This is a genomic window from Sodalinema gerasimenkoae IPPAS B-353 (genome assembly GCF_009846485.1).
Lineage (GTDB): Bacteria > Cyanobacteriota > Cyanobacteriia > Cyanobacteriales > Geitlerinemataceae > Sodalinema > Sodalinema gerasimenkoae.
The window spans coordinates 1,745,729-1,759,949 of record NZ_ML776472.1 but is presented as its reverse complement, the minus strand read 5'-3'; the positions used below and the strand labels follow the sequence as shown (position 1 = coordinate 1,759,949).

The 14,221-nt window shown below is 51.3% G+C and carries 14 protein-coding genes; 6 read left to right on the top strand and 8 right to left on the bottom strand.

Annotated features, from left to right (window positions below; all coding sequences use genetic code 11):
- Nucleotides 1-136 precede the first annotated feature (136 nt).
- From L855_RS07715 to L855_RS07705, 3 genes are all read right to left on the bottom strand, one after another.
- Nucleotides 137-1,861: an ABC-F family ATP-binding cassette domain-containing protein gene (locus L855_RS07715; RefSeq protein ID WP_159786335.1), complete on the bottom strand. Its 1,725-nt coding sequence runs from the start codon at nucleotides 1,859-1,861 to the stop codon at nucleotides 137-139.
- 117 nt (nucleotides 1,862-1,978) lie between these two features.
- The gene (locus L855_RS07710) at nucleotides 1,979-2,965 is read right to left on the bottom strand and encodes a cation efflux transmembrane domain-containing protein (RefSeq protein ID WP_159786332.1); all 987 of its coding nucleotides are present in this window, start codon (nucleotides 2,963-2,965) and stop codon (nucleotides 1,979-1,981) included.
- Between the two features lie 35 nt (nucleotides 2,966-3,000).
- Nucleotides 3,001-3,717: a response regulator transcription factor gene (locus tag L855_RS07705; RefSeq protein ID WP_159786329.1), complete on the bottom strand. Its 717-nt coding sequence runs from the start codon at nucleotides 3,715-3,717 to the stop codon at nucleotides 3,001-3,003.
- 281 nt (nucleotides 3,718-3,998) lie between these two features.
- Here L855_RS07705 and L855_RS07700 point away from each other — a divergent pair, with 281 nt between their 5' ends.
- The gene (locus tag L855_RS07700; protein WP_159791020.1) at nucleotides 3,999-4,355 is read left to right on the top strand and encodes a hypothetical protein; all 357 of its coding nucleotides are present in this window, start codon (nucleotides 3,999-4,001) and stop codon (nucleotides 4,353-4,355) included.
- A 59-nt stretch (nucleotides 4,356-4,414) separates the two neighbouring features.
- Here L855_RS07700 and arsC read toward each other — a convergent pair whose 3' ends face one another.
- The 3 genes from arsC to arsB all read right to left on the bottom strand — a co-directional run bounded on the left by arsC (nucleotide 4,415) and on the right by arsB (nucleotide 6,754).
- Entirely contained in the window at nucleotides 4,415-4,810 is a 396-nt protein-coding gene (gene arsC, locus L855_RS07695; protein ID WP_159786326.1) for an arsenate reductase, glutathione/glutaredoxin type, read from the bottom strand.
- A gap of 11 nt (nucleotides 4,811-4,821) precedes the next feature.
- Nucleotides 4,822-5,460 (bottom strand): arsenical resistance protein ArsH, encoded by a 639-nt coding sequence (gene arsH, locus L855_RS07690; protein ID WP_159791019.1) that lies wholly within the window; start codon nucleotides 5,458-5,460, stop codon nucleotides 4,822-4,824.
- 142 nt (nucleotides 5,461-5,602) lie between these two features.
- Nucleotides 5,603-6,754 (bottom strand): ACR3 family arsenite efflux transporter, encoded by a 1,152-nt coding sequence (gene arsB / locus L855_RS07685; protein WP_159786323.1) that lies wholly within the window; start codon nucleotides 6,752-6,754, stop codon nucleotides 5,603-5,605.
- A gap of 197 nt (nucleotides 6,755-6,951) precedes the next feature.
- Between arsB and L855_RS07680 the strand changes: the two genes are divergently transcribed.
- Nucleotides 6,952-8,322: an NCS2 family permease gene (locus L855_RS07680; RefSeq protein ID WP_159786320.1), complete on the top strand. Its 1,371-nt coding sequence runs from the start codon at nucleotides 6,952-6,954 to the stop codon at nucleotides 8,320-8,322.
- A 511-nt stretch (nucleotides 8,323-8,833) separates the two neighbouring features.
- Complete coding sequence (locus L855_RS07675) at nucleotides 8,834-9,829, top strand: RpnC/YadD family protein (RefSeq protein ID WP_159786317.1); 996 nt, start codon at nucleotides 8,834-8,836, stop codon at nucleotides 9,827-9,829.
- Between the two features lie 383 nt (nucleotides 9,830-10,212).
- Here L855_RS07675 and L855_RS07670 read toward each other — a convergent pair whose 3' ends face one another.
- Nucleotides 10,213-11,424, bottom strand: a complete 1,212-nt coding sequence (locus L855_RS07670; RefSeq protein ID WP_159786314.1) for an RNA-guided endonuclease InsQ/TnpB family protein — start codon at nucleotides 11,422-11,424, stop codon at nucleotides 10,213-10,215.
- Between the two features lie 115 nt (nucleotides 11,425-11,539).
- The gene (locus tag L855_RS07665) at nucleotides 11,540-11,854 is read right to left on the bottom strand and encodes a CU044_2847 family protein (protein ID WP_159786311.1); all 315 of its coding nucleotides are present in this window, start codon (nucleotides 11,852-11,854) and stop codon (nucleotides 11,540-11,542) included.
- 104 nt (nucleotides 11,855-11,958) lie between these two features.
- Between L855_RS07665 and L855_RS07660 the strand changes: the two genes are divergently transcribed.
- From L855_RS07660 to L855_RS07650, 3 genes are all read left to right on the top strand, one after another.
- On the top strand, nucleotides 11,959-12,783 hold the full coding sequence (locus tag L855_RS07660; protein ID WP_159786308.1) for an alpha/beta fold hydrolase: 825 nt from the start codon (nucleotides 11,959-11,961) through the stop codon (nucleotides 12,781-12,783).
- Between the two features lie 65 nt (nucleotides 12,784-12,848).
- Entirely contained in the window at nucleotides 12,849-13,412 is a 564-nt protein-coding gene (locus L855_RS07655; protein WP_159786305.1) for an MAPEG family protein, read from the top strand.
- Between the two features lie 288 nt (nucleotides 13,413-13,700).
- Complete coding sequence (locus L855_RS07650; RefSeq protein ID WP_159786302.1) at nucleotides 13,701-14,219, top strand: DUF4168 domain-containing protein; 519 nt, start codon at nucleotides 13,701-13,703, stop codon at nucleotides 14,217-14,219.
- Nucleotides 14,220-14,221: the final 2 nt, after the last annotated feature.

The window sequence follows — 14,221 nt, the reverse complement described above, 5'->3', positions numbered from 1 at the left end:
GTCTAGCTCATCTGACGTATAGTGGGGGGTCGGGAGCTGGCGATCGCCTCCTCTTCACAGACAAGCCAACCCCAAGACTCTTTTAATAGTTAGCCTTAGGGTTAGTGGGGGGCATTGGAGATGAGATTCTCAGGATTTATTTGAGTTTAGCTAATTTTTTCTCCCGCTGCTTTTGTTTCTTTTTCTCCCGCTTGGCTTTTTCTTTTCGCTCTTGTTCCAAGCGCTTGGCTTCTAAGTCTGCTTTACGATGGGCTTCTTCTTTTTTCTCTAGGTAATAGTCATAATTGCCGTTATACATCAGCAGTTCCCCGTTGTGAACTTCGACGATTTTGTTGGCAACTTGGGAGATGAAGTAGCGATCGTGGGAGACAATGAGCACGGTTCCGTTATAGTCAATCAAGGCATTTTCCAGCATCTCTTTAGCCGGAATATCCAAGTGATTGGTCGGCTCATCTAAAACCATGAGGTTGACCGGACGCAGCAGCATTTTGGCTAGAGCCAGACGCGCCTTTTCTCCGCCACTGAGGGCGGAGACGGGTTTGAAAACGGTTTCTCCACTAAAGAGGAATTGACCGAGAAGGGTGCGGACTTCTTCGTTTTTCCACGTGGGAACCTCGTCGTGAATGATGTCAATCACTTTACGATTGAGGTCGAGGGCTTCGGCTTGGTTCTGCTCAAAGTAGCCGGGAATAACATTATGTTTGCCAAGGCTAACGGTGCCATCAACGGGCTGTTCAATGCCCATGATGAGACGCAATAGGGTTGATTTACCCGAGCCGTTGGGCCCGAGAAAGGCAATGCGATCGCCCCGTTCAATTTCTAGGTTGGCACCGAGGAACAGCAACTCTTCCCCGTCATAGCTATAGCTCAAGTCCTCAATGGTGACCACATCTCGACCACTGCGGGGAGCTTCGGGAAACTGAAACTTCAGGGTTTTGACCCGGCCCACAGGAGCATCGATTCGTTCGACTTTATCGAGTTGTTTTTCCCGACTTTTGGCTTGGGTACTACGGGTGGCACTGGCGCGGAATCGCTCGATATATGCCTGTTGTTTCTCGATGTCTTTTTGTTGACGCTCGTAGGTGGATTGTAGGGTGTTGAGGTTTTCGGCTTTCTGTTGCAGGTAGGCACTGTAGTTGCCGAGGTAGGTGGTGGAAACGCCCCGCTCGGTTTCGACGATTTGGGTGCAGAGGCGATCGAGGAATTGGCGATCGTGGGAGACAATCACCATGGGGGTGTTAATGCCTTTGAGATAGGTCTCTAGCCATTCGATGGTTTCGAGATCTAGGTGGTTGGTCGGTTCGTCGAGGAGGAGGAGGTCGGGATCTTGGAGGAGGATTTTCCCTAAACTCATGCGCATCTGCCAACCGCCACTAAAATCGCTGACGAGGCGATCGCCGTCGCTGGGGTTGAAGCCAACTTCCGGGAGAATCTTCTCGATTTGGGCTTCGAGGCTATAGCCATCGAGGCCTTCAAATTGGCGTTGTAGGCGATCGAGGTCATGGATGAGTTGTTCGAGTTCCTCGGGATCGGCGGTTCCCATGGCTTCGGTCACCTCATGGAGTTGATGTTGAACCGCATTAGCCTCCTCAAACACTGTCCAAAACTCCGCCCGGACGGTTCGGCTGGGTTCAACTTCAAATTCTTGGGTGAGGTAGGCGATTTTGAGGCTAGCGGGGCGCACCACTTCACCGGCGGTGGGTTCGATTTCTCCGGCGACAATCCGCAGTTGGGTGGATTTTCCGGCCCCGTTGGCCCCTACCAGTCCAATTCGATCGCCGGGTTTGACCTCCCAGGTGACATTTTTGAGAACTTCAATTCCACCGGGATAAATTTTCTTGATGTTTTCGAGTCGGAGCATAAAAACCTTAATCTACGATCGCAGGAGGACGAGTCAAACGCGGTGACGCGATTTGTCTGACTTTGACTTAAACGTTGCCTTAACTGTAACAAACTGTTACCAACATCCCCAAGGGGGTTAGGGGGGACTTTGGATCTCACCAATGGCGCGCTCGGCCCAGCGACGATCGCTGGTAATGACCACCTCTAGGGCGAAGGCGTCACTCAATGCCTCGTTGAGATGATCGTACATGAGTTGACGGATGCGATCGTGAGCCAACACTTGGCGAGTGAGTTCGTTTTGGGGGGAGACAATCAGATAAAGCTGAATATAAATCACCCGCCCAAAGCGGCCCACCCGTAGCACCTCGCTTTCATGGGGAATTAGACGGATGGGGCGATCGAGTAGTTTACGGATGCGCTGTTGTAGGCGGCGATCGGCGGAGCGTTCCAACATCTCGAACCAGCCCTGTTTGGCCCAACCCCAGGGGGTACGAACTGAAAGCCAAACCACCCCCAGCACAAATAACGGATCGACATAGGCCAACAGGGCCTGGGCCTGATCCGTATCCCCCGCCATAAACACCACCCCAAACACTAGGGCAATTGCCAACCCCATAGTTCCTTCAATAAACCAATGGCGGGCATCTACAGCCCCTAGAGAGAGGGATGGGGACGACGGTTCAGCATCGTCTTGAACTTGTTTGCCCTGGTAGTTGGCCAGAATCATGCCACCTAAGGCCACCACAGCACCGTAGAGAACGGCAAAGGCAGCGCGCACCGTCCGGCCACCACTCCCTAACGCGGCGATCGCAGCTAATCCAGCAAATCCATACACCACAACAGAGACGGCCCCCCGCAACACCTCCAATAGAGGCTCTAGGGCAGCATCGGCAAAGGGAAGTCGGTCGGACTGGGGTTGAGCCAAGCGATGGTTCACCTGTCGAGCCATAACGGCAATCAAGCTATTTAGCCCCGATAACACCCCATCGAGGAGAATCACATGTGATCGCGTCCCCAGACCAAATAGCAGGCCTAACCCCGCCAAGGCTAAATTCCCCCAAATGGCCACCCAGAGAATTTTCTCAGTGGCAGGATTAGCCGAATCAGGAGCAGAAGGAGACATAGATGTGCTCGTGTTAGGGTCAAACCCGAAGGGGTCTAACTCCCATTATCCTGAATCTTCACGGGAGCCTCAAACTTATAGCCCACACCGCGCACCGTCTGAATCATCGAGGGTTGATTGGAATCCCCTTCAATTTTGCGGCGGATTTGCCCAATATGAACATCCACAACCCGCTGATCCCCCACATAGTCGTAATCCCAGACCTCCTGTAGCAATTCCGAGCGCCGCCAGACCCGACCGGGGTTACGGGCCAGGAAATGCAACAAATCAAACTCCAGGGCCGTCAAAAGGATGGGGGCATTACCCAACGTCACCTCACGGCTACCTGGATCAATCAGTAAATCTCCGAAAACAATGCCATTTTGAGGCGTTGGGGCGACGCTGCGCTGACGTTTCAACACTGCTCCCACCCTAGCCCCTAACTCAGCTAAGCTGAAGGGTTTGGTGAGATAATCATCTGCCCCTTTCTCAAATCCACGGACAACATCGTCTTCGTCACTGCGACTCGTCAGCATCATAATATAAACCCCCGTGCGCCTTTGCATTTCCTGACAGAGCTGATAGCCTGTCGTGTCGGGCAAATTCACATCGAGAATGACCAAGTTCGGGTTCAGTCGCTCAAAGAGGGCAAGGGCAGTTTTGCCATCCTCGGCGGCTTCCACGACATAGTCCTCCTGCTTACTTAAGAAGCGGTGGATTAAATTCCGAACTGCGATATCGTCATCAACGACCAGAATTTTGGCGGGAGCCATGACCACACTTGCTTGTCTTAAACCTGAATCAAACCAATTGTACGAGAGTTCGGGCGAGTCATGGAGAAGATCGCCAATGACACCACACCGAAACCGGTACGACAACCTGATCAACTCCATTATCGGACGAATTGAGGCAAACGCACAACCAAAGACCCTATAAGCGGGAAAGTTTTTTGGCATAAAGCCCGCTGAGTTGAAAAAGCGTTGAGTTATAGCAGTTACGCAAACTTCCCCGTAGATGACTAATATGATAGAGCACAATGAAGCCGAATCAAGGGATGTCCAATTCTCAACTCAATCTCAACTTCAGTGAGGGATCTATTTCCCTGAGCTTTTCAGGGGATGCTGCCAAAGAGCTGCAAGGAGCCTTACGGGAATTACTCACGCGACTCAAAGCGGTTGCGTCCAGCCCGGCCGGGGGGTCAAAACGTCCCACTCCCCAGAAGCCGATGGAGTATCAGCATCGGGGCGAGGTTTTTCTGGAGGTGTTCTGCAACCCCAACATTTGGCCGAGTCCGTTTGCCGCTAAAATTCTGCTGACCGTCCGGGATGAGCGGATTCGCCTCACCACCGAGGTGGAATTGACTCAAGTTCTAGAAGATCTAGAGCGGTATTTGCAACAGTTCGGAGACTAAATACCGCTCTAAACCCCAGTAGTGGATGCAAGACAGGCGCAAGACCTTTGCTGATGGGTCTAGGTTAGGGTGTTGATGAGGGTTTTGACGCGATCGCGCACTTCATCCCGAACCCGGCGAAAGGTCTCCAGCGGCTGTCCATCAGGGTCATCGAGTTGCCAATCCTCGAAGATTTCTTGACTCACCCAGTCCGGGGGTAAGTTCACCCCACAGCCACAGAGGGAGATAACGGCATCATAGTCCTCAGCCTTGAAGTCACTGAGCGGATCTGAGGTTTGGCCCGTGATATCAATCCCCGCCTCCTGCATCACCTCAATGGCCGTGGGATGGACGCGGGAGGCTTCTAATCCGCAACTGTGAACCTCCACAACGCCCTGTCCTAGGTGACGGGTGAATCCTTCCGCCATCTGAGAGCGGCAGGAGTTGCGTTTGCAGACAAACATGACTTTTTTCATGGGAATCTTAATTAAACGGGTTGTTTAGCCTGTTCTTGTGCCTGTTCGTGAGCTTTTCGTTCGCTATAGCGGTCTGTAAGATACTCAGTGTGATCTCGCAGCAGGACGGTGAATTTGTATAACTCCTCCATCACGTCCACCACGCGATCGCGGTAACTGGACTCTTTCATGGTTCCGTCCTCATGGAACTCCTGATAGGCTTTCGCCACTGAGGACTGATTGGGAATGGTAAACATCCGCATCCAACGACCCAAAATCCGCATGGTGTTGAGGGCGTTAAATGACTGAGACCCGCCGCTGACTTGCATCAGGGCCAAGGTTCGCCCCTGGGTGGGCCGGACAGACCCCAAACTCAGGGGAATCCAGTCAATCTGATTTTTTAAGATTCCTGTGACGTTCCCGTGCATCTCCGGGGAAGACCAGACTTGTCCCTCAGACCATTGACTCAACTCCCGCAACTCTTGGACTTTGGCATGGGTTTCGGGAACTTGACCCCGTAGCGGCAATTCTCGGGGGTCAAAAAAGCGCACCTCAGCCCCGAAGTCCGTGATAATTCGGGCCGCTTCTTCGGCAAGCAGACGACTATAGGAGCGTTCTCGTAGGGACCCGTAGAGGAAGAGGATTTTGGGAGGGCGATCGAAGTTTTCCATACTATGAGCCGTGATAAATCGCAAAAAAAACGGACAATTGAAGTAGGACAAAAAATTTCCGATATTAGCGATACACGAAGCATATCTATTATGTCGAAAAATTATCGTCCTAACTCATCTGTCTAATTGATAGGTAATGGGGTTAGGGTTCAACAGAATAGTTGCGAGTACAACGGGGGTCTCGCAGGGTGGCTTTGTCGAGTTCTCGGGGGAACCAACTGGCGGTTTGTTGACAGAATTTGACCAGCATTAACATGACTGGCACTTCGATCAACACGCCGACGACGGTGGCTAAAGCGGCACCGGAGTTGAGGCCGAATAGCATCACGGCGGTGGCAATGGCAACCTCAAAGTGGTTGCTGGCCCCAATCAAGGCCGCCGGGGCCGCGTCTTCATAGGAAAGGTTGAGTTTCAAGGCCGCCACATAGGTGATCAAGAAAATCAGGTTGGTTTGAATAAACAGCGGTACGGCAATCAGCAGGATATGCAGCGGATTGTTGACAATGAGTTCTCCTTTAAAGGCGAACAGGAGAATCAAAGTCACCAGTAGGGCAATGATGGAAATGGGGCCAAGCCGTTTCAGGAAGTGATTCTCAAACCAATCTCGGCCTTTGTTGCGTAAACTCCAGGTTCGCGTGAAATAGCCAGCGATGAGGGGCAAACCCACATAAATGAGAACCGAGAAGACAATGGTTTCCCAGGGAACCGTGAGATCGCTGGCCGCCAGCAACCATTTCCCGAGGGGTGCGTAGAGAAACAGCATGGCCAGGGAGTTCACCGCCACCATCACTAAGGTATGGCCCTGGTTACTGTAGGAGAGATAGCCCCACATCAGGACCATGGCGGTACAGGGGGCGATTCCCAGCAAGATAGTTCCGGCGATGTAGGAGTTGGCGATGGAGACTTCTGCACCGCGAATCATCTCGGTGCCTTCAATCAGGGGCCGGAAGACAATGCCTAGGAAAAATTGGGAAATCACCACCATAGTGAAGGGTTTGATGAGCCAGTTTATGCCAAGGGTTAACAGAACGGGTTTGGGGGATTTGGCGGCTTGGGCGGCTTGGGAGAAGTCAATCTTCACCATGATGGGATACATCATGAAGAAGAGACAGATGGCGATGGGAATCGAGACGTTATAGACGCTGAGGCTGTCGAGTTGGCCGGCGATGTTGGGAAAGAGTTTCCCCAGGGCGATGCCGGCGATGATACAGAGGAACACCCAAACGGTGAGATATTTCTCGAAGCGGTTGAGGGTTCCACCCGCTTGAGGCGGTGCGGTGCGGTCGCTGGACATGGTGATATGGCAATGAACGAATGAACAGTGAGGAAACCCCATCGTTCGGGACATCTGAGCGGATTGATTGGGGCCGCTAGTTGTATCATATCAAGTTTTTTTGATACATCAAGTTTTTTTGATGGGAAGTACAGGGAACAGACAGGGGGAACGGAATGGGGGATGATGGAGGGCCTGCTGATGTAGGCTGTTGCGTTATGGCTAATCCAACTCCGTTTGCCTCAGGCTTGGCGAGAATTGCTCAGTTTTTCCAGTTTCGTCCCTTGCAGACCGGGTTTCGTCAGGAGACGATCGCCGCTGTAACGACCTTTGTCACCATGGCTTATATTTTGGCGGTGAATCCGGCGATTCTCTCCAATGCTATTTTCCTAGAAACGCCAGGGGACTTGTTTGGTGAGTTGGTGGTGGCCACGGCCCTGGCGGCGGCGATCGCCACGCTGGTCATGGGACTCTATGCGAAGTATCCCTTTGCTTTAGCGCCGGGAATGGGACTGAATGCTTATTTTGCCTTTTCGGTGGTTTTAGGCTTAGGGATTCCCTGGCCAGTTGCCTTAGGAGCGGTGTTTGTGGAGGGGGTGGTATTCATGATTTTGACCGCCTTGAATCTGCGGGGGGCGATCGTGCGGGCCATCCCTGATTGTCTGAAATATGCTACCAGTGCCGGAATTGGACTGTTTATTGCCTATATCGCCCTGACGGGCAGTGAGATTATTATTGCCGATGAGGTCACCACAACCGGCTTAAACGATTTAACCCGAGGGGTTCCCGCCTTGACGGTGTTGGGGTTGGGGATTACTGCCGCTTTAATGGCCCGACGACTGCGGGGGGCGTTACTCTGGGGCATTTTGGCGACGGCGGTGTTGGCGTGGGGCTTAGGGGTGGCGGCCCCTCCTGAGGGGATTGTCAGTTTACCACCGTTGCCGGTGCATCTGTTGGGCCAGGGGCTGATGGGGTTAGGGGCGGCGGTGTCTTTGAATCTGGGGCAGTTTCTGACGGTGATGGTGGTGTTTTTGTTTGTGGATTTCTTTGATACGGTGGGAACCCTGACGGGATTGGGGGTGAAAGCGGGCTATTTGAAGTCAGGACAGGAGTTTCCCCGCCTCAATCGGGCCTTTATGGCTGACGCGGTGGGGACGACGGTGGGGGCCCTCTTGGGAACCTCAACCACGACGGCTTATATTGAGTCGGCGGCGGGGGTATCGGAAGGGGGACGCAGTGGCTTTACGGCGGTGGTGGTGGCGGGGTTGTTTCTGCTGTCGCTGTTTTTCACGCCCCTGTTGGCGGGGATTCCCGAGTTTGCGACGGCCCCGGCCTTGATTTTGGTGGGGGTGTTGATGATGGGGACGGTGCGGCAGATTCGCTGGGATGACCCGGCGGAGTCGATTTCGGCGTTTCTGACGATGGTGATTATGCCCTTGAGTTATTCCATTGCTGATGGCTTGGCTGTGGGGGCGATCGCCTATCCGTTGTTAAAATCTTGTCAGGGCAGGTTTCGCGAGATTCCCATAGCCATGTGGGTGTTGGCGGGGTTATTTGTCATCAAGTTAACGGTTTTGAACTCCCCTTAGAGGAGGTCTGGAACCAGGAAATCCATGTTAGGTTTACCTTGTAAAAATGAGTCTTTTTCTGTCATTTTTTTGGCGTACAATTTGTTCCATTGGCATACAAAATTGTAGGAGCAAAAAATCCCCTCCAGGGAGGGGTTGGGGTGGGTTATGCCCCCACCGCAATGGGTGTAATTTGCCATAAATTTTACTTATAAACCTAAACCCAGAAGACCCGGGAGAACTGCGGCTCTCCCCGAAAAAATCTTGGCAACCTGCTAATCTCTGACGGTCTTAATACCAATTTTTAGAAGTCGTGCCATAGATGTCTGTAGGGGAACCCACCCCTAACCCCTCCCAGGAGGGGACGGCTGTTCGCCCTCCTCGGTATCGGATGTATAGAAAGCATTTCAAAAAATGGCATAAAAAATCATATTAAACATTATTTATTTACTTGATTTATTTCGTTTATAAAACACAGATAATTTGCTATAATTAGGATAATAAAAAATTAAATTTAATAGGAGTCAAGCTCTTGGAGACCCCATCAGCCAACTATGACCAACCCTGGAAAGAGGCAATCGAAGACTACTTAGAGCCATTTCTCGCCTTTTTCTTTCCCCAAGTGCATGAGCTAATCGATTGGACGAAATCCTACCAATCCTTAGACAAAGAACTGCAACAAATCAGCCCCAGTGGTCGAGAAGGGGAGCGAGAATGTGACAAACTCTTTCAAGTCTGGCAAAAAAACGGAGAAGAAGCCTATCTCCTGATTCACATCGAAGTCCAGAGTCAAGGAGACCCGAATTTTGACAAACGGATGTATGTCTATCACTATCGCTCCTTTGATATCAACCCCAAAGTCATCAGTCTGGCCATCCTTGGCGATGAGCGACCCCAATGGCGACCGAGCGGCTATAGCTACGAACTGGCTGGATGTCGCGTCGAGTTCAGCTTCCCGACGGTAAAACTGCTGGACTATCAAGAGCAGTGGGAAACCCTGGAACAGTCCTCGAATCCCTTTTCCTTGCTGGTGATGGCGCATCTGAAAACCCACGTCACCCGAGGTCAAGCCGAGGAACGGGAAGCTTGGAAATGGAATTTGGTTCAACTGCTCTATGAACGAGATTATACTGAAGAGGACATCATCCGTTTTTTTCGACTGCTGGACTGGATGATGACCCTACCTCAAGTCTTGCAAGAGCGTTTTGATAGCAAACTTCGTCAGTATCAGGAGGAACGAAAAATGCCAATTCTCAGCAACATTGAACGTCAAGCCCTAGAAACCGGTCGCCAAGAAGGTCGTCAAGAAGGTCGTCAAGAAGGTCGTCAAGAAGGACTTGAAGAAGGTAGTTTAGAGATGGCTCGTTCGGCCATTCTGGATGTGCTGACGGTGCGCTTTAATCAGGTTCCGGATCAGGTGCGCGATCGCCTCGCACCGATGCGTGACCTATCCCGCCTCCGACAGCTCCTGCAACACGCTACGGTGGCGACGTCCCTCGGCGAGTTTATGGCGGGACTGGGGGACTAATCTACCGCCGGATCGCCATTAAGGTCGTCAGCGGGACTGATCAGACCTCTCCATGACGTGCACATCGAGTTCCATGAGATTGCTGTCACTGAAGCCCAATTTGCTGAATGACGGCTTCAGTCATCACATCTGATAAAAGTGCTGGGCAATGGTGCTGTCTTCCTGGGGAGTCGCGGCTCGAAAGTTCATAGAAGCGGGGGTGTTTTTCCGGTAGACAAACCCTAGCAAAACGCAGGATTCATCTGTTGCCCAAACTGGGGAAAAAATTTGTTCGCGCAGCGCGCGAGGGGAAGGTAATCGTCGCGACTCAGTTCTACTTGTGGTGCCACTTCAACGTAATTTCTTGACATACTCCCCACTCTAAAGAGATGGGGATTCTCCGGCTAATCAAACAGACTAAGCTGCTTAACTGACGGTTGGTTTGACAAAGCGATCGGATTGCCAGAAACCCTGGTCTTATGCCCGTTCTTTGTCCATTTAGAGTCGTGGGTATGCCCTACCCCGACTTTTTCTATGTTTTTGGCAGCATTCTCGTCTCTGTCCTGTTCAGTTCCGCAATTAAGACAGACAACGGAACGAATAGACAAGTCTATTTTGCCCCATTTATAGCCACAGTCTGAACAAGTTTGAGATGTGGGTTCCCAACGACTGATAACATTAACTTCTCTATCGTTGATAATTTGAGCCTTAGCTTCACAGAACGTTCGGAAGTTACCCCAACCTTGCTCACTAATAACTCTAGCTAACTTCCGGTTCTTGACCATTCCTGACACATTCAAGTCTTCTAGGCAAACCACTTGGTTTTCGTGGATTAACTGAGTCGTTATTTTCTGTAGGAAATCTTTGCGGGTGCTGGCTAGTTTTAGGTGAAGTTTAGCTAACCTGAGTCTAGTCTGATGTCGTCTATTAGACCCTTTGATTTGGCGAGATAACTTTCGCTGCATTCGCCTAATTTTGCGGGTCATCTTACTGTAGTCTGGTGATTCTATCTTTTCCCCGGTACTGAGGTGGGCAAAGGTTCTTATCCCTAAGTCAACCCCGACTGATGGATGAATCGGCTCAAGGTCTATCGAATCTATCTCAACAACAAAACTGGCATGATATTGACCGGCTGTGTTTTTGGTGATTGTGACAGAACTTGGTGTAGAAGGGAGGGGTCTTGACCACTTCACCTTAAATCGACCCAACTTAGCTAACTCAAGTTTGTTGCCTTTGAGTGAGAATCCCGTCTTGACAAACCTAGCTGATTGGCGACTCGAACGTTTCTTGAATCTAGGGAACCCCACTCTTTTGCCTTTCCGTTTACCTGAGCGGCTCTTGAAAAAATTAGAGAAGGCTACACCTAAATCTCGCACAGACTGCTGTAAAGGAACACTTGAGACATCAGATAGCCAATGCCGTTCAGGAGTCTTTTTAGCTTGAGTGATGACCTGTTTTTGTAGTTCTGAGTTACTCAGCCACTTTTCTCCTGATGGGGTTGACTTAACTCTAGCCAAAGCATCATTCCACACAACGCGACAACAGCCAAACAACTGGGCAAGTTTTTGTGCCTGGCGCTGGGTTGGATAGATTCGATACTGGTATCGAGCCTTCATCTTTTGCTGACGACATCATTGGTTTTAGTTTACCCTAGAACAGGTACAATAGGGAAGCAAGGCGGCTAAAGCCGCTCGTGTCGTCTTTCATCCCCGCAATAAATTGACGGGGCTTTCAGACTCCCGTATTACTTTCGTAAGTTGCTTCACCACCCACCTTCGTCACCACAGCACCAACTTCACCGCTAAGCTTGACGCTAAATTTGACTTCCACCTCATCGGCGGGTTCAGTCATGCCATCGAAGCGGGCCTTAATGTTTTCTACCATAGGTTTCAGGTTATCAAGGGCTTCGGCGAAGGTCTTTTTAGCTTGAGCGGCAACCTCACCGGGTCGCTTAGAGACCGGCTCGATGCCATCGGACTCAACATCCTCGACCTCAATTAAAACTGTTTCACCATTGCCTAAATCGAATTCAACCAGTTTTGCCATAATTCAGCACTTTCTTGGGGATCGAGCAAATATCTCCGCCCAGCCTAGCAAAATTTTCCTCAACCGAGGTCTAAGGTAAAGAGTGTTGTTCGACGCGAGTCGCCGTGAATCAGCAAATTGCCCAGACGAAATATGGTCCGATTGAATATCGGCTTGAAGGGCAAGGCCCAACAGTCATGGTATTACAGGGTGGCCACTGTAGCCGCGAAACTCGGCTTTCCCATGAAAAATTGGTGGAGGATGGCTTCACTGTATTAACCCCCTCTCGCCCCGGCTATGATGCCACTCCGGCAACCGTCGGGGCGACCGCTCAGGAAGCGGCAGATGCTTTAGTGGCCCTTTTGGATGAGCTGCATATTAACCAGATTGATGGGATTGCCATCTCAGCAGCAGGGCCCACGGGATTAGCCTTAGCACAACGATACCCCAATCGGGTTCGTCGGCTGGTGTTGGAGTCGGCGATCGCCACGCCCTGGGACCCTAAAACGAAACGCCAAGGCCGGTTGCTGTTTGGCCGCGCCGAGACATTGACCTGGGGACTGCTCAAACTCGCCCTAAAACTAGCCCCCAAGCAGGTATTACGAGTCATGGTGCAAGCCTTGACCACCCTAGATGCAGAAGCAGTTATGGCTCGATTCACTGCTGACGACGTAGCGTTTATACGCCGCTTCATTGAAACTTCTCAATCTGGTAACGGCTTCATCCAGGATCTTGAACATTGCGTCGATTCCTTAGCCGGTATCAAGATACCCATCTTGTTTATGTACTCTCCTCATGACAAGGTGGCCCCACCAACTAACGTCCAGCGCGTCGCCACGGAGGTTGTCCACTGCCAATCCTATGAGGTCCCAGCAGAGAGTCATTTGATTTGGATTGGCCCCTCAGCCGATGGAGTTTGGCAACGACGATTGGCGTTTTTGAGGGCTTAGTAGCAACCCGTCATTTAAGCTATATTTTGCTGGTGGACAGACAATCGCAATATGCAGGAGTCAACATGACCCGAGATCCAAATCAGGGAATCGATTTACAGGAGGAGGAACTGGCTATCCGCAACGCAAGTACACTCTCGTTTATACTGTGCCTGCTCTGCTTTGGCTTAGGCTATTTTATCTTGCCACTTTGGTTTAACTTTCCCACTGAACTGGTCGACCGGTTGGCCTTTGCCCTGCAAGTGAGCCTATTTGCCCTGATATGGGTGCTAGTGGGGGTGATACTCGTCTCAACGGGGCGACGCAAGTCACTTGAGGATGTGGGCGGTGCAGCAGCGGGGCCCCCCAGTGCCCGAATTGCAGTACAGGTGGCATTTCTACAAAATACTTTAGAGCAAGCGGTGTTGGCTGTTGGTGCCTACTTAGTCCTGGCGACCTGCCTAAGTGGTCCTTGGCTCTCGCTGCTGGTGACGGCTGTGATTCTGTTTGGTGTGGGACGATTTCTGTTTCTCAGAGGCTATCAGCGCGACTACCAAGGGGCCAAGGGACGGGCCTTTGGCATGACCTTGACGATGCTGCCAACTCTGGCTGGCTATGTGTTGGCAATTGTCCTTATCCTGCTTCCTTAATCGTTTTCACGTCTCCATCCCAAGATGCCATTCTGACCCTCATAGGTCTGGTTTCAAGGTTTCTTTCAATTGGGGTCAAATCCCCACCAGGTCTGGGATGGCGGGGACGTGGCAAGCAAAAAATTAAGAATTGTGTCAGAAGTGTCACACCATTGTCAAGATGGGGTCACATCGGCATGACAACTTGATCAATGTGAGAAGTCGCGCTAAAACTAAAGCGAGCTTCCGGGGCGATCGCCCTGATTGCCAACTCCCTCGTGGAGACTGACCTACAAAGAGGATTTTTTCATGCTTAAGCAACTACTGGCTGGAAGTACCCTGATGGGAATGTTACTGTTCGGGGGTGCGTCCACCGTAAACGCTCAGCAAGCACCCGGGGCTGAACCTGGGGCTCCTCAACCTCAACCAGAGGGAATGCAAGAAGCCCCTCAGATGGATGTGAGTGAGACCGATTTGGAACGCTTCGCCATCGCGATTCAACAAATCCAAGCCATTGAACAACAGGCTCAAGCGCAAATGGTTGAGGTTATCGAGGCCCAAGGATTGAGCATTGAGCGTTTTAATGAAATTGCTCAAAGTCAACAAGACCCAGAACTACAGGCTCAGGTAGATGTCTCCAACGAAGAGGCGCAAATTTTTGAGCAAGCGGTTGAACGGATTTCTGGAATTCGCCAGGAAGCGGAAATGGAAATGGAAACTGCTGTCCAGCAAGAAGGTCTGGATGTCCAGGAGTTCAACATGATTTCCCAAGCTGTGCAGCAAGATCCCTCCCTGCAACAGCAGGTGATGGAGATGCTACAAAACTAGGC